Below are 18,249 nucleotides of genomic sequence, written 5' to 3' on the forward strand. Positions count from 1 at the left end.
CTTATGCGTCGCGCCCTGCTATTGGCTCTCACCGTGCTCGCCCTGCCCCTCCAGGCAGCTGACCTGAAGCCGTTCTCGGCAAGCTACACCGCCGACTGGAAGCAACTGCCCATGAGCGGTACTGCCGAGCGCAGCCTGGTCAAGAATGCCAACGGTACCTGGGACCTGAATTTCAAGGCTTCCATGATGATCGCCAGCCTGACCGAGCAAAGCACCCTGCGCCTGGACAACGACACCCTGCTGCCGCAGAAGTACCACTTCGAGCGTGGTGGCCTGGGCAAGGCGAAGACTGTCGACCTGACCTTCGACTGGAACAGCAAGAAAATCACCGGCACCGACCGCAAGGACCCCATCAACCTGCCGCTCAACCGCGGCGTGCTGGACAAGTCGTCCTACCAGCTGGCCCTGCAACACGATGTGGCTGCTGGCAAGAAGAGCATGACCTATCAGGTGGTCGATGGTGACGAGATCGACGCCTACGATTTCCGCGTACTGGGTACCGAGAAAGTCACCACCAAGACCGGCCAGGTCGACGCGGTGAAGGTCGAGCGCGTGCGCGATCCGAGCCAGAGCAAGCGCATAACCGAGCTTTGGTTCGCCAAGGACTGGGACTACTTGCTGGTGCAATTACGCCAGGTCGAAACCGATGGCAAGGAATACATCATCGTGCTGCAGGATGGCACGGTCGATGGCAAGTCGGTGAAGGGTAACTGATCCGCTACAGCCCGCAATATCCGGAGCCCCGCCAGTGCGGGGCTTTTTTGTGCCCGGATGATGGCCGCTCCTACAAAAATGACCGCATTCGGATCTTGATGAAACTTGTTTCATGGCCATTTTATTTACTTAGCCTGCTAACAAACTCTATAAAGGGGGTGTGCGACAGAGTGTCGCAGCAAACCCTAGCAGTGGAGTTTACCGATGACAGTCCAAGTAACCGAACGTGACGAATCGAAAATGTCCCACGAAGGCCTGGCCGCTGGCGTGCGGATCTGGGATGTGCACCAGCAGGGCCAATTGGTCGGGATGTTCCACAATGAACACGAAGCCCACCAGTATCGGGCAGAGCTGGAAGACCTGGAAAACCAGCGCACTACCCAATGACGAATGACACAGCCTTCAATAAAAAACTCCGCCTGAGCGGGGTTTTTCGTGTTTACCACATCAGATCGTCAGGGATCTTGTAGGCCGCGTACGGATCGTCCTCGTCGGCTTCCTCGACATGGGTATTGAGCAGCAGGATGCGGCTCGGGTCGCGCTCCTGAATCTTCACCGCCGCCTCGCGCGGGATCACTTCGTAGCCGCCGGCATGCGACACGATGGCCAGCGCGCCGTTGCTCAGGCGGGTGCGCATCAGGGCGTTGACGGCAATGCGCTTGACCTTCTTGTCGTCGACGAAGTTGTAGTAATCCTCGGTGGTCAGCTTGGGCAAGCGGGTGGCTTCGATCAATTGCTTGATCTGCGCCACACGGGCCTTCTGCTCGGCCTTTTCCTGCTGCTGGCGATTCAGTTCCTGGTCACGCTTGGCCTTCTCGGCCATGGCTTCCTTGGCCATGCGCTGCTGACTGTCGTCGACCTCGACCTGGCCCTTGTGCTCCAGGCGTTTTTGTTTCTTCTCGGCTTTGTTGGTCTGCGAGACCTGTTTCTGGTTGACCAGACCGGCTTTGAGCAATTGGTCGCGAAGGGAAAGGCTCATGAATGTTCACTCACTTATGCAACAGCTCAGCCGCAGCTGGGCAGGTTCTTTTCCTGACGCTTGGCTTCGCCCCAGAGGGCGTCCAGCTCGTCAAGGTTACAATCTTCAATCGGCCGACCGCTGTCGCGCAATGCCTGTTCGATGAAGCGGAAACGCCGCTCGAACTTGCGGTTGGCGCGGCGCAGGGCGTTTTCCGGGTCTTGCTTGAGGTGGCGGGCCAGGTTCACGGCGGCAAACAGCAAGTCGCCGACTTCGTCCTCGAGGGCGTCGGCGTCGTTGTCGGCCATGGCCTGCAACACTTCGTCGAGTTCCTCGCGCACCTTGTCCAGCACCGGCAGTGCCGCTGGCCAGTCGAAACCGACGGTGGCCGCACGCTTCTGCAGTTTGGCCGCCCGCGACAGCGCCGGCAATGCCGCCGGCACGTCATCGAGCAGCGACAACTGTTCAGGGGTGCTTTTCTCGGCGCGTTCCTCTGCCTTGATCTCCTCCCAACGTGATTTGACCTGGGCCTCGTTCAGGCTGGGGGTGTCCAGCGGCGCGTAGAGCTCGCCAGTCGGGAATACATGGGGGTGACGGCGGATCAGCTTGCGGGTGATGCTGTCGACCACGCCATCGAACTCGAAACGCCCCTCTTCCCGGGCCAGCTGGCTGTAGTAGACCACCTGGAACAACAGGTCACCAAGCTCACCCTGCAGGTGCTCGAAATCGCCGCGCTCGATGGTGTCGGCGACTTCGTACGCCTCTTCGATGGTATGCGGGACGATGCTCGCGTAGTTCTGCTTGAGGTCCCACGGGCAGCCGTACTGCGGGTCGCGCAGGCGGGCCATGAGGTGCAGCAGGTCTTCGAGGGTGTAGGTCATTTGGCAGGTCCTTCGGGGGTGCCTTCATCGCGGATAAATCCGCTCCTATAGGCACTGCGCCATTTCTGTAGGAGCGGATTCATCCGCGATGCAGGCCCCGCAGTCTCAAGGCGTTCGATTACGCCGCGTCTCGATGATGTTCGGCAACTGCGAAATCCGCCCCAGCAAGCGCCCCAGCGCATCCAGGCCCGGAATCTCGATGGTCAGCGACATCAGCGCAGTGTTGTCTTCCTTGTTCGAGCGGGTGTTGACCGCCAGCACGTTGATCTTCTCGTTCAGCAGCACCTGCGACACGTCGCGCAGCAACCCCGGGCGGTCGTAGGCACGGATGACGATGTCGACCGGGTAGGTCTGCACCGGAATCGGGCCCCAACTTACCTGGATCATCCGCTCCGGCTCGCGGCCGGCCAGTTGCAGCGCCGAAGCGCAGTCCTGGCGGTGGATGCTGACGCCGCGACCCTGGGTGATGTAGCCGACAATGGCATCGCCCGGCAGCGGCTGGCAGCAGCCGGCCATCTGCGTGAGCAGGTTGCCGACGCCCTGGATCTGGATGTCGCCACGCTTGCCGGTACGCGGGCCGGTAGGCTTGCGCGGCACCAGCTCGATCTGCTCGATGCGCTCGGGCTCGAGCAGCTGCTGAGCGGCGTTGACCAGGTGCGCCAGGCGCAGGTCACCGGCACCGAGCGAGGCAAACATGTCCTCGGCGGTCTTGACGTTGGTCTTCTCGGCCAGGCGCTCGAAGTCCACCTGCGGCAGGCCCAGGCGGCTGAGCTCGCGCTCGAGCAAGGTCTTGCCGGCGGCGACGTTCTGGTCCCGCGCCTGCAGCTTGAACCAGTGGACGATCTTGGCCCGGGCCCTCGAGGTGGTGACATAGCCCAAGTTGGAGTTCAGCCAGTCGCGGCTCGGGTTGCCGTGCTTGCTGGTGATGATCTCCACCTGCTCGCCGGTCTGCAGGCTGTAGTTGAGCGGCACGATGCGCCCGTTGATCTTGGCGCCACGGCAGTTGTGGCCGATCTCGGTGTGCACGCGGTAGGCGAAGTCCAGCGGCGTGGCACCCTTGGGCAGATCGATGGCGTGGCCATCGGGGGTGAACACGTAGACCCGATCGGGCTCGATATCGACCCGCAGCTGCTCGGCCAGGCCACCGATGTCGCCCAGCTCTTCATGCCATTCGAGTACCTGGCGCAGCCAGGAGATCTTCTCTTCGTAGTGGTTGGAACTCGGCTTGACGTCGGTGCCCTTGTAACGCCAGTGGGCACAAACGCCGAGCTCGGCCTCCTCGTGCATGCCGTGGGTCCGGATCTGCACTTCCAGCACCTTGCCCTCGGGGCCGATCACCGCGGTGTGCAGCGAGCGATAGCCGTTTTCCTTGGGGTTGGCGATGTAGTCGTCGAATTCCTTGGGGATGTGCCGCCACAGGGTGTGCACGATACCCAGCGCGGTATAGCAATCGCGCACTTCTGGTACCAGCACGCGCACCGCACGCACGTCGTAGATCTGGCTGAACTCCAGGCCTTTGCGCTGCATCTTGCGCCAGATCGAATAGATATGCTTCGCCCGGCCGCTGATGTCGGCCTTGACCCCGGTGGCCAGCAACTCGTTCTGCAGCTGGTTCATCACATCGCTGATGAAGCGCTCACGGTCCAGCCGGCGCTCGTGCAACAGCTTGGCGATCTGCTTGTACTGGTCGGGCTCCAGGTAGCGGAAGGACAGGTCTTCCAGCTCCCATTTGATATGGCCGATGCCCAAACGGTGGGCCAGCGGCGCATAGATGTCGAACACCTCGCGCGCCACGCGCAGGCGTTTTTCGTCATCGGCAGACTTGACCGCACGGATCGCGCAGGTACGCTCGGCCAGCTTGATCAGCGCCACGCGCACGTCGTCGACCATGGCCACGAGCATCTTGCGCAGGTTCTCGACCTGCGCCTGCGAGCCCAGCACCAGCGACTGGCGCGGGCTGAGGCTGGCGCTGATGGCGGCCATGCGCAGCACGCCGTCGATCAGCTTGGACACCACCGGGCCAAAGCGCTGGCCGACTTCGGCCAGGGTCACCTTGCCTTCACGGACCGAACGGTAGATCACCGCCGCGACCAGCGAATCCTGGTCGAGCTTGAGGTCGGCAAGGATCTCGGCGATTTCCAGGCCGGCCTGAAAACTGGACGTACCATCGGCCCATGAATGCTTGGCCGGGTTGCCCTTCTTTTCGATTTCCTGGGTGAACTCGCAGGCTTCTTTCAGCGCCACGCGATCCAGTGCCGAATCGACGCTCACCACATGATCCAGCCATGCTTCGAGATTGATACTGCCGTCTGTGTTGACCGGCTGGTGCACTCTCACCTGTACCATCTTTGTTTTACCTTTCCATACAGCGCACCACACGGGTGCACTGGCAATCACCGTGCGACTTCGCTTCCGTGGAAGCCGCACCAAGGGGCCAGCCTGCTAGCCCGCTTCGAATAACGCCATGGCTTCGACATGCGCCGTCTGAGGAAACATGTCAAGAATCCCGGCCCTTTTTAACCGGTACCCCTGGCCAACCAGCACCTGGGCGTCTCGCGCCAGCGTGGCCGGGTTGCACGATACATACACCAACCGCTTGGCATTGAGGCGGGCGATGCCTTGCACCACCTCATAAGCACCGTCGCGCGGTGGATCCAAGAGTACCGCAGAAAAGCCTTCGGCGGCCCATCCGGCACCTGCCAAAGGCTGCGATAAATCGGCCTGAAAAAACGCGGCGTTATGCACATCGTTGTTCCGGGCATTGGCCGCGGCCCGATCGACCATGGCCTGCACACCTTCTACCGCCACCACTTCACGTGCCTGGCGCGCCAGCGGCAGGGCAAAGTTGCCCAGGCCGCAGAACAGGTCCAGCACACGCTCGTCAGCCTGCGGTGCGAGCCAGGCCAGGGCCTGCTCGATCATCGCCGTGTTGACCTGGGCGTTGACCTGGACGAAATCGCCCGGGCGCCAGGCCAGCTCCAGCTGCCAAGGCTCCAGGGCAAAGCCCAGTTTCGCCTCGGCATCGACGGGGGCCGGCTCACCCTCGCCTTGCAGCCAGAGCTGCGCCCTGGCCTCGTCGCAAAATGCCTTCAGGCGCGCCAGGTCGTCCGCCGGCAGCGGCGCCACATGGCGCACCAGTACGGCTTCGGCGGTGCCACTGAACAGCTCCACGTGGCCGATGACCTGCGGCTTGCCCAGCGAGCGCAACACCGTCGGCAAGTGCCGAAGAATAGTTTGCAAAGGCTGTACCAGCACGGCGCAGTCATCTATGGCGACAATTTCCTGGCTGGCTTCAGCGCGGAAACCGACATCCAGGTGCTTGGCCTTGACGTCCCAGCGCACCGCCACCCGCGCCCGGCGCCGGTAGCCGAACTCCGGCCCGCTGAGGGGCGCGGCCCATTCTTCTGGCTGCACGCCGGCCACCCGCTGCAACTGTTCCGCCAGAGTGCGTTGCTTGAGCGCCAGCTGGGCGTCGTGCGGCAGGTGTTGCAGGTTGCAGCCGCCGCAACGGTCGTAGTGACGGCACGGCGCCTGGCGGCGCTCGGGGCTGGCTTGCAGCACCCGCTCCAGGCGCGCCTCGACCACCTTGCCGCGAGCATTGAGCACGCGAGCTTCGACGGCTTCACCGGCAAGGGCGCCACTGACAAACCAGGTGCGCCCCTCAAGGAAGGCGATGCCGCGGCCGTCACCGGCCAGGCGCTCGATCTCCAGGCGCTGCTTCTTGCCCACGGGGACCTGGGGCGTGCGGTTGCCACCGGCCGGCTGAAAGCGCAGGCCGCTGTTGATCTTTTTCTTGGACATTTAGCTCGGGTCGAACAGGCCGGTGGACAGGTAGCGGTCGCCGCGGTCACAGATGATCGCGACCATCACGGCGTTTTCCACTTCGCGGGACAGGCGCAGCATGGCAGCCACCGCACCACCGGAAGACACACCACAGAAAATGCCCTCTTCGCGAGCGAGACGGCGAGTGGTGTCCTCGGCCTCTTCCTGGGACATGTCCATCACGCGATCGACTCGCGTGGCATCGAAGATCTTCGGCAGGTATTCCTCCGGCCAGCGGCGGATACCCGGAATGGCCGAGCCTTCCATCGGCTGCAGGCCGACGATCTGCACGTCGGGGTTCTGCTCCTTGAGGTACTGCGAGCAGCCCATGATGGTGCCGGTAGTGCCCATGGAGCTGACGAAATGGGTAATGGTACCCTGGGTCTGCTGCCAGATCTCCGGGCCGGTGCTGCTGTAGTGGGCGATCGGGTTGTCGCCGTTGGCGAACTGGTCGAGGACCAGGCCGCGGCCTTCGGCCTGCAGTTTCTCGGCGAGGTCGCGGGCGCCTTCCATGCCCTGCTCCTTGGTCACCAGGATCAGCTCGGCGCCGTAGGCGGTCATCGCTGCCTTGCGTTCGGCGGTGGAGTTGTCGGGCATGATCAGGATCATCTTGTAACCCTTGATCGCCGCCGCCATCGCCAGAGCGATGCCGGTGTTGCCGGAGGTGGCCTCGATCAGGGTGTCGCCTGGCTTGATCTGGCCGCGCAGTTCGGCGCGGGTAATCATCGACAGTGCCGGGCGGTCCTTCACCGAGCCGGCGGGATTGTTACCTTCGAGCTTGAGCAGGAGGGTATTGCTGGTTTCGCCAGCGATACGCTGCAGGCGAACCAGAGGCGTATTGCCGACGCAATCGGCGATGGTTGGGTACTGCAAGGTCATGGCGTATTTCACAATCCGGACGGCAGGGGTGCCTATCATACCGGCAAACCCTTCGCGGCCATATCACGCAATCTGTGGTCGGTATAGCTACAGGCTATAAGAAGCCAGGCATTGATCATGAAGTGAGCAATGGCCCTGTGGCAGCGGGCTTGTCCTGCGAAGAGGCCGGCACATGAATCAGCAACCTCATGCACAGTCGCAGCCCCCGCTTGCCGTTTTCTGCCCACAGGGTTCCACCCTGGCGCTGGATAGCGCTTCTGGCGATGCTCAAGCCCAGGCCAAATCCACCATCCCCAGGTCGTGAACCATCGAGCCGGGAAAACGGTGCAAAGATCCGCTCCAGGTCTTCATCGGCCACACCGCTGCCCTCATCTTCCAGCCACAAGTGCCAATAACCACCCTCGCGCTGCCCACCCAAGCGCACCAGGCCGTTCTCCGGCGAATGGCGGATGGCGTTGCGCAGCATGTTCTCCACCGCCTGGGCCAGGTAGTTGAGGTTGCCCTGCACCCAGCAATGGCCCGGCAGTTCGCAGCGCAAGCGCTCGGGCGACCAGCCGCTTTCGTAGCTGGCGTCTTCGCTCAGCAGGTCCCACAGCGCCTGAACCTGGATTGGCTCAAGGTTCATCGGCGCCCGTTCGGCATCCTGCCAGGCCAGTTGCAGCGTGTTCTCGACCAGCTGCTGCATGCAGTCCACCTCACGGCCCAGGCGCTCACGCAGGCGCGCCAGGTCGGTCTCGCCATCGCAGGCCACGCGCAGGCGGCTTAGCGGCGTGCGCATTTCGTGGGACAGGTCGCGCAGCAGTTGCTGCTGCATCATCACCGTGCCCTGCAGGCGCTCGGCCATCTGATCGAAGGCTCGGGCCAGTTCGCCCAGCTCGTCGTGCCGGGCGGTGGTACGGGAATCCAGGCGTGCGCAAAGCTGGTCGGCGCGCCAGGCATTGGCCTGCTCGCGCAGCTGGTTGAGCGGGACGATCAGCATGCGGTACAGCCCAACGCACAGCAGCAAGGTGAACAGGCCGGGGATGATGCCGTTGGTGACGATCTGCCAGAACACCCGATAGCGACCAGGATTGAGCCGCTGCGGCAGCTCGATCACCAGCATGCCCTGCTCCGGCGCGCCGGGGAACGGAATGCGCAACCACGGCTGGCCGACGCTGCGCTGGCTCATGGGCCAGTCGACGCCACGCAGGCGGGTGAGCCGCTGCATGATCTCGGGGCCGAGAATGGCACTGTCCAGGGGCCTCAGGTTGAGGTCGAGCACACCGATCCAGCCGCGCTCGCGCGCGTGCATCGCCGCCACCCAGCGGTTCAGGCCCTCACGCCCGCCGTCGCGCCAGGCCTGTTCAGCCTCGCTGGCATAGTCCCGCAGCACCTGGCGCGCCGGCTCGTCGAGAAAGGCGTTCTGGGTTTCCATGTGGCGGCCCCAGGTGTAGCTCAGGCCAATCATCAACAGGCAGAAGCCCACCAGCAGGATGGCCAGCTTCCAGAAAAGCGAATGGCGATCAAGCACGGTTTACTCCGCTTCGCTGGCGCTGAGCACGTAGCCTTTGCCCCACACGGTGCGGATCTGCCGCTCGTGGTAGCCGATACCCTTGAGCTTGCGGCGGATCTGGCTGACGTGCATGTCGAGGCTGCGGTCGTGCCGCGAGTAGCCACGCTGCAGCACCTGCTGATAAAGGAAGGGCTTGCTCAGCACCTCATCGACATTGCGGTAGAGGATGTCGAACAGGCGGTATTCGCTGGGGGTCATGCCGGCTGGATGACCACCCAGGCTGATGTCGCACAGGCCTTCGTCGAACTGCAACTCGCCGCCAGCAGCCTCCAGCGGCGGCTGATGGCGGCGCTCAAGGGCAACCCGGCGCAGGATCGCCTCGATCCGCACCTGCAGTTCGGCCATGCTGAAGGGCTTGGGCAGGTAATCGTCGGCACCGCGCTGGAAGCCGCTGATGCGGTCGGCCTCGGCGCCCAGCGCCGACATCAGGATCACCGGGGTGGCACTGCGCTGACGCAGCCGGGCCAAGGCCTCCAGGCCGCTGAGGCCAGGCAGCAGGATGTCCATCAGCACCACATCGAAGGCTTGCCGACCGGCCGCCTCCAGGCCTTCCAGGCCATTGCGGCACCAGGTGACCCGGAAGCCGCCACGCTGCAGCTCTTCGTGCAGGTAGGCACCCAGGACTGGATCGTCCTCGATGGCCAGGATGTGGGAGGCGTAATTAGCTACAGGATTCATTAGCAACTGCCATTCATTCTCAGTTGCGCAATTATTGTGCATGCTCACTTTCCAGGCAACCGCCCTGCGACCAACGCCTTGGCCAGGCAATGAAATCACATACAAAGGGTGCATTAGCGCAGCCAGCGGAGTAACTTTCCGCTTTGTTCCGTCGCGATGATGACGGCGTCCAGGCACATCACAGGAGGCGAGTGTGCTCGATCGTTTGGGAATCAGAAGCCGGGTACTGCTGCTGGCACTGCTGCCGGCCAGCCTGATGGCACTGGTGCTGGGCAGCTATTTCACCTGGCTGCAGCAAGACCAGTTGCGCACCCAGCTGCTGCAGCGTGGCAAGATGCTCGCCGAGCAACTGGCGCCGCTGGCCGCGCCGGCCTTGGCACGGCAGACGCCGGCCCAGCTGGAGCGGATTGCCGCGCAGACCCTGGAGCAGGCCGACGTGCGCGCCGTGGCCTTCCTCGCCCCCGACCGCAGCCGCCTGGCCCACGCCGGCCCGAGCATGATCAACCAGGCCCCCAGTGGCGGTACCGGCACGCAGTTGCTGCAGCGCACCGGCAACGACGCCACCCGTTACCTGATGCCAGTGTTCGGCCACCACCGCGACCTGGCCACCGATGCCGTACCGGCCGAAGCCGAGCGCCTGCTAGGTTGGGTCGAGATCGAGCTGTCCCACGACGGCACCTTGCTGCGCGGCTACCGCAACCTGTTCACCAGCGTGCTGCTGATCCTCGCCTGCCTGGCCCTCAGCGGCCTGCTGGCGATGCGCATGAGCCGCACCATCAATGACCCGATCGCACGTATCAAGCATGCGGTCAACCAGCTCAAGGACGGTCACCTCGACGAACGCCTGCCGGCCATGGGCAGCCATGAACTGGACGAACTGGCCCGCGGCATCAACCGCATGGCCGAGACCCTGCATGGCGCCCACGAGGAGCTGCAGCACAGCATCGACCAAGCCACCGAGGATGTACGCCAGAACCTGGAAACCATCGAGATCCAGAACATCGAGCTGGACATGGCGCGCAAGGAGGCCCTGGAGGCCAGCCGCATCAAGTCGGAGTTCCTGGCGAACATGAGCCACGAAATCCGTACCCCGCTCAATGGCATCCTGGGTTTCACCCACCTGCTGCAGAAAAGCGAGATGACCCCGCGGCAGCTGGACTACCTGAGCACCATCGAGAAGTCTGCCGACAACCTGCTGGGGATCATCAACGAGATCCTCGACTTCTCCAAGATCGAAGCCGGCAAGCTGGTGCTCGACAGCATCCCGTTCAACTTGCGCGACCTGGTTCAGGACACCCTGACCATCCTCGCCCCCGCCGCCCACGCCAAACAGCTCGAACTGCTCAGCCTGATCTACCGCGACACGCCGTCATCACTGATCGGCGACCCGCTGCGACTGAAGCAGATCCTCACCAACCTGGTGAGCAACGCGATCAAGTTCACCCGCGAAGGCACCATCGTCGTCCGGGCCATGCTCGATGACGAACAGGAAGACAGCGCCCAGTTGCGCATCAGCGTGCAGGACACCGGCATCGGCCTGTCGCCGCAGGACGTGCGCACCCTGTTCCAGGCCTTCAGCCAGGCCGACAATTCGCTGGCCCGTCAGCCCGGTGGCACCGGCCTGGGGCTGGTGATTTCCAAGCGCCTGATCGAGCAGATGGGCGGTGAGATCGGCGTCGACAGCACACCGGGGGAAGGCTCGCAGTTCTGGATCAGCCTCAGCCTGCCCAAGGCCCACGACGACATCGAGGAGCAGCCGCTGCAGCCTTTGTTGGGCCGCCGAGCGGCAATCGTCGATGGCCATGAGCTGGCGCGCCAGGCCCTGGAGCACCAACTTGAGGATTGCGGCCTGAGCGTCAGCCTGTTCGCCTCCTACGACCAGTTGCTGCAAGGTGTGCAGGCAGGCTTGCAGGCAGGCATGCCCTTCGAGTTCGCGGTACTCGGCGCCAACCTCGGCACGCTTTCGCCGGAACAGCTCGGCCAGTACAACCAGCAGTTGGAGCGCTTGCACTGCCAGTGCGTGGTGCTGTGCCCGACTACCGAACAGGCGCTGTACCACCCCTTCCTGCCTAACGGCCATGGTCAATTGCTGTCCAAACCGACCTGCACGCGCAAATTGCGCCGCCTGCTGCTGGAGCTGGTGCAGCCGCGCCGGCCACTGGCCGAGCCGGGCCTGGCCAGCAGCGGCCAACGCAAGGCAAAGATACTCTGCGTCGACGACAATGCCGCCAACCTGCTGCTGGTGCAGACGCTGCTCGAAGACCTGGGGGCCGACGTGCTGGCGGTCGACAACGGCTATGCTGCCGTGCAGGCGGTACAGGCCGAGCCCTTCGACCTGGTGCTGATGGACGTGCAGATGCCTGGCATGGACGGCCGCGCCTGCACCGAGCAGATCCGCCTGTGGGAAAAGACCCAGAGTGGCAGCGCGCTGCCGATCGTCGCCCTGACCGCCCATGCCATGGCCAACGAGAAACGCGCCCTGCTGCACAGCGGCATGGACGACTACCTGACCAAACCGATCAGCGAGCGGCAGCTGGCCCAGGTGGTGATGAAGTGGACCGGGCTGAGCCTGGGCGCGTCGCCGCTGGAGCAGGCCAGCGAGCAGCAAGGCGACAGCCATGAGCTGCCGGTACTGGACCCGGACGAAGGCTTGCGCCTGGCCGCTGGCAAACCAGACTTGGCTGCCGACATGCTGGCCATGCTGCTGGCATCGCTGGAAAGCGACCGCCAGGCGATTCGCGCCGCACGCGAGGCGGATGACCCGTCGACATTGATCGAGCAGGTGCACCGGCTCAACGGTGCGTCGCGCTATTGCGGCGTGCCGCAGTTGCGTGCGGCGTGCCAGCGCAGCGAGACCTTGCTCAAGCAGGACAGCCCGCTGGCCAGGCAGGCGCTGGATGAGCTGGATGCGGCGATCAACCGGCTGGCGGCACAGGCGCGACTGAGCGCCTGACCGAGTCAGGGCCACCGGGCGCCTGGCTGGATAGATTCGGCGCCTTTGAGATCGAGCGCCGCCCGCGCGGCGCATCGCGGATAAATCCGCTCCTACATTTGTTGCAACGTGCCGAACCTGTCACGCCATGGTTGCCAGCCCTGGCGTAGGTCTTGAGCCATGCAAACCGGCTGACAACCATGGCCTCACAGACATGGCCACGTTGCAACAGATGTAGGAGCGGATTTATCCGCGATGCGCCGCGCGGGCGGCGCTCGATCTCACAGGCGCCATATAATCCAAGACATGCACCACAAAGGAACCCTCACCATGCGCGTTCTGTTGTTCAGCAGCCAGCACTACGACCAGGAAAGCTTCACCCAGGCCGCCAGCGACAGCGCCCTGGACCTGCACTTCCAGTCCGCCCGCCTGACCCTCGACACGGCCGCCCTGGCCCAGGGCTACGAAGTGGTCTGCGCCTTCATCAACGATGAACTCGATGCCCAGGTGCTGCAGCGCCTGGCCGCTGGCGGCACGCGGCTGATCGCCCTGCGCTCGGCCGGCTACAACCACGTCGACCTGGCCGCCGCGCAGCGTCTTGGCCTGGCGGTGGTGCGCGTGCCAGCCTATTCACCCCATGCCGTGGCCGAGCACGCCGTGGCCCTGATCCTGGCGCTCAACCGCCGCCTGCACCGCGCCTACAACCGCACCCGCGAAGGTGACTTCACACTGCACGGGCTGACCGGTTTCGATCTGCATGGCAAGACCGTCGGCGTGGTCGGCACTGGCCAGATCGGCGCGGCCTTCGCCCGTATCATGGCCGGCTTCGGCTGCCAGCTGCTGGCGTACGACCCCTACCCCAACCCGGAGCTGCTGGCCCTGGGGGCCCGCTACATGGACCTGCCCGAACTGCTACGCGAGGCGCGGATCATCAGCCTGCACTGCCCGCTGACCGAGCACACCCGGCACCTGATCAATGCGCAAAGCCTGAACCAGCTGCAACCGGGCGCGATGCTGATCAACACCGGCCGCGGTGCACTGGTCGACACGCCGGCGCTGATCGATGCCCTGAAAAGCGGCCAGCTCGGCTACCTGGGCCTGGACGTGTATGAAGAGGAAGCCCAGCTGTTCTTCGAGGACCGTTCCGACCTGCCGCTGCAGGATGATGTGCTGGCACGGCTGCTGACCTTCCCCAACGTGATCATCACCGCCCACCAGGCATTCCTGACCCGCGAGGCACTGGACGCAATCGCTGCCACCACCCTGGACAACATCATCCGCTGGGCGGCGGGTAAACCGCAGAATCTGGTCAGCGGTTGATGCTAGGATACGCGGCATTTCTGGAGGACCCATGGTCGAGCACGATTTCCGCTACACCCTTTTCAACCCGCAACACACCCTGATCGAGTGCCGCGCCCTGGTTCCGGGCCGTTACCAGGTGACCGGCAACGGCGGCTCGATGCACAAAGGCGACGTCCTGATCGTGACCCTCAAGGGCAGCAAGGACCTGGCCATGCGCCTGACCGTGGAGAGCGTGCGCCACCTGATCAACCCACGCGGCCAGTGGGTTGCCGTGGCCAGCGGCCCGGTGTTCAACGAGCTGGAGATTCTTACCTGGAAGGTCGAGTGCGACAGCTGCGACGCAGTGCTGGACTTCGAGTTCGCCGTCGACGCCAAACTCGGCAAGGCGGCCCGTCAGCCGGCAGCCATCGCCCGTATCGCCGAGCTGGGCTGGGCCAGCCGTGGCGACAAGCACCTGTGCCCGCGTTGCCAGGAGAGCGCCGAGTGAAGAATCTGCTGACCGGCGTGCTGATTGCCACCGGCCTGCTCGGCTGTGCCGCGGAACCTTCGAAGCTGCAGCAGGAACGCAGCTATGTGCTGGAGTGGATTGGCGAGCGCCCGCTGATCGACTACAGCCACCTGACCCTGACCCTAGCCAGTGATGGCCGCGCCTACGGCAATGCCGGCTGCAACCACTGGTTTGCGCCCTACACGCTGGACGGCGAGCACCTGAGCTTCGGCAAGGTCGGCAAGACCCGCAAGCTGTGCGCGCCAGCACTGATGGAGCAGGAAAAGCATTTCCTGCAGGCATTGGAAACCGTGCAGCGCTGGGATGTGTCGCCCATCGAGCAGTTGCGCTTCTGGCCGGCCGAAGGCAAACCGCTGCGCTTCTGGCCTGAAGAAGGCTGAAGACCTTGGGGCCGCCACATGGCGGCCCCAAATGCATCAGGCGCCTTTCAGGGCCTTGATCTTGGCCTGCAACCCTTCCAGGGTCTGCTCGCCCATCAACTGTTCACGCACCTTGCCCTTGTCATCGATGATGTAGGTCACCGGCAGCGCCTCGCTGCGTGGCAGGTCATAGCGCTCGGCCGGGTCCTGGGCCAGCACGGTGAAACCGATGCCCAGGGCCTGCGCCGCCTGTTTCAGCTCCGGGCCCTGCAGGCCATCGAAGTTCACCCCGACCACCTTGATGCCATCGCCCGCCCACTGTTTGGCCGCCTGGTTCAGTTCAGGGACCTCGGTTCGGCACGGGCCACACCATTCGGCCCAGTAATTGAGCACTACCCAGTGCCCGTCGAGCTGCTCCGCCTTTACCGTCTTGCCATCTTGGTCTACGCCGTAATCGGCACCGCAACCACCGAGCAAAAGGCTCGCGGTGATGGCCAGTACTGCTGCCAGACGCCTTGCCATGGGTCAATCCTTCTCGAAGTTTCAAGCAAATAGGTCAGTCGCTGCGGTTAGAATAGCCGCCACACCCAGCTGGATGCGACCCGACATGACTGACTTGACGCTCTATCATAACCCGCGCTGCTCGAAATCCCGCGGCGCGCTGGAACTGCTCGAACAACGCGGCCTGGCACCGACCATCGTGCGCTACCTGGAAACCCCGCCCGACGCTACCGCCCTCAAGGCCCTGCTCGGCAAGCTGGGCATCGCCCCGCGTCAGCTGCTGCGCAGCGGCGAGGACGAATACAAGACCCTCGACCTGGCCAACCCGGCGCTGACCGACGCGCAGCTGATCGACGCCATGGTCCAGCACCCCAAGCTGATCGAACGGCCGATCCTGATCGCCGGCGATAAGGCCGTCATCGGTCGCCCGCCGGAGAAGGTGCTGGAGATCCTGCCGTGAGCGCGCCGTATATTCTGGTGCTGTATTACAGCCGCCATGGCTCGACCAGCGAGATGGCCCGGCACATCGCCCGCGGCATCGAGCTGGCCAGCATGGAAGCGCGCCTGCGCACGGTACCGGCGATCTCTACCGAGTGCGAAGCGGTGGCCCCGGACATCCCGGCCAGTGGTGCGCTGTACGCCACCCTCGACGACCTGCGCCACTGCGCCGGTCTGGTGCTGGGCAGCCCGACCCGCTTTGGCAATATGGCCGCACCGCTGAAGTACTTCCTCGATGGCACCAGCAGCCTGTGGCTGGGTGGCGAACTGGTCGGCAAGCCGGCTGGCGTGTTCACCTCCACCGCCAGCCTGCACGGCGGCCAGGAAACCACCCTGCTGTCGATGATGCTGCCGCTGATGCACCACGGCATGCTGGTGATGGGCCTGCCGTACAGTGAATCGGCGCTGCTGGAGACCCGTGGAGGCGGCACCCCATACGGTGCCAGCCACCATGCCGGCGCCGATGGCAAGCGCGAGCTGGACCCACATGAAATCGCTTTGTGCCGTGCCCTTGGCCAACGCCTGGCGACCACCGCCAAGGCCCTGGAGGCCGCGCGTGGCTAAAAAGCCCAAGGTGTTGCCGCCACTCGAATGGCTGGTGCCGCGTCTGCGCCTGACGCGGGCGTTGAGCCTGGCGTTCTTCCTCGGCCTGATCGCCCTGCTGGTGGTGAACAACCTGTGGTTCGCCAACCTGCATGGGGCACGGGTCGAAGTGATCCTGGCAATCGAACTGGTGCCGCTGCTGCTGTTGCTGCCGGGCATGCTGATGGGCAGCGCCCGGGCACATGCCTGGACCTGCTTCGTGGTGAATATCTATTTCATCAAGGGTGTGCTGGCGGCGTTCGACCCGGCGCGGGCGGTGTTTGGATGGGTCGAAGTGCTGGTGAGCCTGGGGTTGTTCATTGCCGGGTTGCTGTATGTGCGCTGGAAGTTCCAGTTCGAACGGCGCATGGCAGGCGAAGGCAGTTAACTTCTTCGCGGGCTTGCCCGCGAAGAAAGCACTGCAAAAACTCAATGGTTGACGGTATGCGCCAGCATCACCGACAACTGGCACAGCGGCCGACCGCTCTCTTCGTGCCATTGATTGAACGCTTGCTGCACCAAAGCCAGGTCGCGCTGACTGGTCGGCTGCTTGTCGATCACTTTCTGCGCGATCAACGCCGCCGCCATGTCTTCGGTAGGGATAAACGTGTCCTTGCCGACCATGCGCAGGAAGCGCGGCGCCGACAACCCACCCAGCTGGTTACCGTGCTTGGCCAGGTATTTCCACAACCCCACGATATCGGTCACCGGCCAGTCGGCGATGAACGCACCGAAGCTGCCCTTTTCCTTCGCCACGTCCAGGATCATCTGCGCGTTGCGCGGCACGCTCTTGAGCTTGCCCAGGTGGCGGATGATGCGCTCGTCGTGCATCAGCCGCTCCAGATGCTCGGCGCCCATCAGCACGACCTTTTCCGGGTCGAAGCCAAAGAACACCTGCTCGAACGCCGGCCACTTGGCATCCACCAGGCTGTGCTTGAGCCCGGCGCGGAACACGCGCAGGGCCAAGGTCGACAGATAGCGGTCGTCAGCGATCTCGCGCAACTGCGCCGGCGTGCGCGGCTGCGGCAAGAACGCCTCCAGCGCCTGGGCCGAGCCGAAGCGGTTCAGGCAATACGCGTGCAGCCACTGGTAATCGCGCATGGCCTCAGATGTTCACCACGTCGAGGAAGCGCGGGGTGGCGTTCTCGTCGATCTTCAGGCTGGTGAAGTCGAACAGGTTGCGGTCGGCCAGTTGCGACGGCGCCACGTTCTGCATGGCGCGGAAGATGCTCTCGGTACGGCCCGGGTGCTTGCGCTCCCACTCCACCAGCATGTCCTTGACCACCTGGCGCTGCAGGTTCTCTTGCGAGCCGCAGAGGTTGCACGGGATGATCGGGAATTCCTTCATGTCCGAGTAGGCCTGGATGTCCTTCTCGCTGCAGTAGGCCAGCGGGCGGATCACCACGTTGCGGCCATCGTCGGCGCGCAGCTTTGGCGGCATGCCCTTGAGCGCGCCGTTGAAGAACATGTTGAGGAAGAAGGTTTCAACGATGTCGTCGCGGTGATGCCCCAGGGCCATCTTGGTCGCACCGATTTCATCGGCGAAGGTGTACAGGGTGCCACGGCGCAGGCGCGAGCACAGCGAGCAGGTGGTCTTGCCCTCGGGCACCAGCTCCTTGACCACCGAGTAGGTGTCCTTCTCGACGATGTGGTACTCGACGCCCAGTTCCTTGAGGTAGGCCGGCAGCACATGCTCGGGGAAGCCTGGCTGCTTCTGATCCATGTTCACCGCGACGATCTCGAACTTGATCGGTGCCACCTTCTGCAGGTGCAACAGAACGTCGAGCATGGTGTAGCTGTCCTTGCCGCCGGACAGGCAGACCATGACCTTGTCGCCATCCTCGATCATGTTGTAGTCGGTGATGGCTTCGCCAGCGAGACGACGCAGGCGTTTTTGCAGTTTGTTCTGGTTGACCGAGAGGGTGCCCATAGCGCTTGGATCCGCGAGGTGTGACAAAAGCCGGCTATTTTACGCACAAACGACGCGCACCTGTAGGGATTCCGATAAAGACTTCAAGGTAATCAACAACGGCCCTGACAGCGCAATTTGCTCTAAAAAGCCGGCTTTGTGCGGGGACTGGCT

19 protein-coding genes are annotated in these 18,249 nt (G+C 63.9%); 9 read left to right on the forward strand and 10 right to left on the reverse strand.

Features of this window, described 5'->3' with window-relative positions:
• The first annotated feature begins 3 nt into the window (after positions 1 to 3).
• Positions 4 to 714: a DUF3108 domain-containing protein gene (locus ACIPZ5_RS25490; RefSeq protein WP_400811289.1), complete on the forward strand. Its 711-nt coding sequence runs from the start codon at positions 4 to 6 to the stop codon at positions 712 to 714.
• Positions 715 to 918: 204 nt separating this feature from the next.
• Positions 919 to 1,101, forward strand: a complete 183-nt coding sequence (locus ACIPZ5_RS25495) for a hypothetical protein (protein WP_085675339.1) — start codon at positions 919 to 921, stop codon at positions 1,099 to 1,101.
• Between the two features lie 52 nt (positions 1,102 to 1,153).
• Here ACIPZ5_RS25495 and ACIPZ5_RS25500 read toward each other — a convergent pair whose 3' ends face one another.
• The 7 genes from ACIPZ5_RS25500 to ACIPZ5_RS25530 all read right to left on the reverse strand — a co-directional run bounded on the left by ACIPZ5_RS25500 (position 1,154) and on the right by ACIPZ5_RS25530 (position 9,484).
• A complete protein-coding gene (locus ACIPZ5_RS25500) occupies positions 1,154 to 1,693 on the reverse strand; it encodes a DUF2058 domain-containing protein (protein WP_261941231.1) in 540 nt (179 codons plus the stop codon).
• A gap of 26 nt (positions 1,694 to 1,719) precedes the next feature.
• Positions 1,720 to 2,553, reverse strand: coding sequence for a nucleoside triphosphate pyrophosphohydrolase (gene mazG, locus ACIPZ5_RS25505; RefSeq protein WP_085675337.1), 834 nt, complete (start codon positions 2,551 to 2,553; stop codon positions 1,720 to 1,722).
• 105 nt (positions 2,554 to 2,658) lie between these two features.
• A complete protein-coding gene (relA, locus tag ACIPZ5_RS25510) occupies positions 2,659 to 4,899 on the reverse strand; it encodes a GTP diphosphokinase (RefSeq protein ID WP_261941233.1) in 2,241 nt (746 codons plus the stop codon).
• A gap of 96 nt (positions 4,900 to 4,995) precedes the next feature.
• Complete coding sequence (rlmD, locus tag ACIPZ5_RS25515) at positions 4,996 to 6,354, reverse strand: 23S rRNA (uracil(1939)-C(5))-methyltransferase RlmD (RefSeq protein ID WP_343599970.1); 1,359 nt, start codon at positions 6,352 to 6,354, stop codon at positions 4,996 to 4,998.
• Complete coding sequence (gene cysM / locus ACIPZ5_RS25520; protein ID WP_400811291.1) at positions 6,355 to 7,254, reverse strand: cysteine synthase CysM; 900 nt, start codon at positions 7,252 to 7,254, stop codon at positions 6,355 to 6,357.
• A 115-nt stretch (positions 7,255 to 7,369) separates the two neighbouring features.
• Entirely contained in the window at positions 7,370 to 8,764 is a 1,395-nt protein-coding gene (locus ACIPZ5_RS25525; protein WP_400811292.1) for a sensor histidine kinase, read from the reverse strand.
• A gap of 3 nt (positions 8,765 to 8,767) precedes the next feature.
• Entirely contained in the window at positions 8,768 to 9,484 is a 717-nt protein-coding gene (locus tag ACIPZ5_RS25530; protein WP_400811294.1) for a response regulator transcription factor, read from the reverse strand.
• A 193-nt stretch (positions 9,485 to 9,677) separates the two neighbouring features.
• On the opposite strand from ACIPZ5_RS25530, the gene ACIPZ5_RS25535 reads away from it, so the two are divergent.
• The 4 genes from ACIPZ5_RS25535 (at position 9,678) to ACIPZ5_RS25550 (ending at position 14,606) form a co-directional block, all read left to right on the forward strand.
• Positions 9,678 to 12,437, forward strand: coding sequence for a response regulator (locus tag ACIPZ5_RS25535; RefSeq protein WP_343599962.1), 2,760 nt, complete (start codon positions 9,678 to 9,680; stop codon positions 12,435 to 12,437).
• Positions 12,438 to 12,746: 309 nt separating this feature from the next.
• A complete protein-coding gene (locus ACIPZ5_RS25540) occupies positions 12,747 to 13,736 on the forward strand; it encodes a 2-hydroxyacid dehydrogenase (RefSeq protein ID WP_313712621.1) in 990 nt (329 codons plus the stop codon).
• A gap of 31 nt (positions 13,737 to 13,767) precedes the next feature.
• Positions 13,768 to 14,205 carry a hypothetical protein gene (locus ACIPZ5_RS25545; protein WP_400811295.1) on the forward strand — a complete coding sequence of 146 codons (438 nt, stop codon included), beginning with the start codon at positions 13,768 to 13,770 and terminating at the stop codon, positions 14,203 to 14,205.
• Complete coding sequence (locus tag ACIPZ5_RS25550) at positions 14,202 to 14,606, forward strand: META domain-containing protein (protein ID WP_313712619.1); 405 nt, start codon at positions 14,202 to 14,204, stop codon at positions 14,604 to 14,606. Before ACIPZ5_RS25545 ends, ACIPZ5_RS25550 begins: the two co-directional genes overlap by 4 nt.
• Positions 14,607 to 14,642: 36 nt before the next feature.
• Here ACIPZ5_RS25550 and ACIPZ5_RS25555 read toward each other — a convergent pair whose 3' ends face one another.
• Complete coding sequence (locus ACIPZ5_RS25555) at positions 14,643 to 15,107, reverse strand: TlpA disulfide reductase family protein (protein ID WP_261941241.1); 465 nt, start codon at positions 15,105 to 15,107, stop codon at positions 14,643 to 14,645.
• An 85-nt stretch (positions 15,108 to 15,192) separates the two neighbouring features.
• Between ACIPZ5_RS25555 and arsC the strand changes: the two genes are divergently transcribed.
• The 3 genes from arsC to ACIPZ5_RS25570 are packed head-to-tail and all read left to right on the forward strand — an operon-like array spanning position 15,193 to position 16,554.
• The gene (gene arsC, locus ACIPZ5_RS25560) at positions 15,193 to 15,546 is read left to right on the forward strand and encodes an arsenate reductase (glutaredoxin) (protein WP_400811297.1); all 354 of its coding nucleotides are present in this window, start codon (positions 15,193 to 15,195) and stop codon (positions 15,544 to 15,546) included.
• On the forward strand, positions 15,543 to 16,148 hold the full coding sequence (gene wrbA, locus ACIPZ5_RS25565) for an NAD(P)H:quinone oxidoreductase (RefSeq protein ID WP_400811298.1): 606 nt from the start codon (positions 15,543 to 15,545) through the stop codon (positions 16,146 to 16,148). The genes arsC and wrbA overlap by 4 nt, the downstream gene beginning before the upstream one ends.
• Positions 16,141 to 16,554 carry a DUF2069 domain-containing protein gene (locus ACIPZ5_RS25570; protein ID WP_400811300.1) on the forward strand — a complete coding sequence of 138 codons (414 nt, stop codon included), beginning with the start codon at positions 16,141 to 16,143 and terminating at the stop codon, positions 16,552 to 16,554. The genes wrbA and ACIPZ5_RS25570 overlap by 8 nt, the downstream gene beginning before the upstream one ends.
• Positions 16,555 to 16,595: 41 nt before the next feature.
• Here the strand turns inward: ACIPZ5_RS25570 and ACIPZ5_RS25575 are convergent, their stop codons facing one another.
• Together ACIPZ5_RS25575 and ttcA are read right to left on the reverse strand one after the other, a co-directional pair.
• Positions 16,596 to 17,267 (reverse strand): DNA-3-methyladenine glycosylase I, encoded by a 672-nt coding sequence (locus tag ACIPZ5_RS25575; protein ID WP_261941244.1) that lies wholly within the window; start codon positions 17,265 to 17,267, stop codon positions 16,596 to 16,598.
• 4 nt (positions 17,268 to 17,271) lie between these two features.
• The gene (ttcA, locus tag ACIPZ5_RS25580) at positions 17,272 to 18,096 is read right to left on the reverse strand and encodes a tRNA 2-thiocytidine(32) synthetase TtcA (RefSeq protein ID WP_027918067.1); all 825 of its coding nucleotides are present in this window, start codon (positions 18,094 to 18,096) and stop codon (positions 17,272 to 17,274) included.
• Between the last annotated feature and the right edge of the window lie 153 nt (positions 18,097 to 18,249).

This window comes from Pseudomonas sp. NPDC089428, assembly GCF_044749325.1.
Classification (GTDB): Bacteria; Pseudomonadota; Gammaproteobacteria; order Pseudomonadales; family Pseudomonadaceae; genus Aquipseudomonas.

Bases quoted from the DNA above. Each gene is read 5' to 3' on its own strand.
- ACIPZ5_RS25490 (WP_400811289.1), top strand. From the start codon at position 4: ATGCGTCGCGCCCTGCTATTGGCTCTCACCGTGCTCGCCCTGCCCCTC.
- ACIPZ5_RS25495 (WP_085675339.1), top strand. From the start codon at position 919: ATGACAGTCCAAGTAACCGAACGTGACGAATCGAAAATGTCCCACGAA.
- ACIPZ5_RS25500 (WP_261941231.1), bottom strand. From the start codon at position 1,693: ATGAGCCTTTCCCTTCGCGACCAATTGCTCAAAGCCGGTCTGGTCAAC.
- mazG (WP_085675337.1), bottom strand. From the start codon at position 2,553: ATGACCTACACCCTCGAAGACCTGCTGCACCTCATGGCCCGCCTGCGC.
- relA (WP_261941233.1), bottom strand. From the start codon at position 4,899: ATGGTACAGGTGAGAGTGCACCAGCCGGTCAACACAGACGGCAGTATC.
- rlmD (WP_343599970.1), bottom strand. From the start codon at position 6,354: ATGTCCAAGAAAAAGATCAACAGCGGCCTGCGCTTTCAGCCGGCCGGT.
- cysM (WP_400811291.1), bottom strand. From the start codon at position 7,254: ATGACCTTGCAGTACCCAACCATCGCCGATTGCGTCGGCAATACGCCT.
- ACIPZ5_RS25530 (WP_400811294.1), bottom strand. From the start codon at position 9,484: ATGAATCCTGTAGCTAATTACGCCTCCCACATCCTGGCCATCGAGGAC.
- ACIPZ5_RS25540 (WP_313712621.1), top strand. From the start codon at position 12,747: ATGCGCGTTCTGTTGTTCAGCAGCCAGCACTACGACCAGGAAAGCTTC.
- ACIPZ5_RS25545 (WP_400811295.1), top strand. From the start codon at position 13,768: ATGGTCGAGCACGATTTCCGCTACACCCTTTTCAACCCGCAACACACC.
- ACIPZ5_RS25555 (WP_261941241.1), bottom strand. From the start codon at position 15,107: ATGGCAAGGCGTCTGGCAGCAGTACTGGCCATCACCGCGAGCCTTTTG.
- arsC (WP_400811297.1), top strand. From the start codon at position 15,193: ATGACTGACTTGACGCTCTATCATAACCCGCGCTGCTCGAAATCCCGC.
- ACIPZ5_RS25575 (WP_261941244.1), bottom strand. From the start codon at position 17,267: ATGCGCGATTACCAGTGGCTGCACGCGTATTGCCTGAACCGCTTCGGC.
- ttcA (WP_027918067.1), bottom strand. From the start codon at position 18,096: ATGGGCACCCTCTCGGTCAACCAGAACAAACTGCAAAAACGCCTGCGT.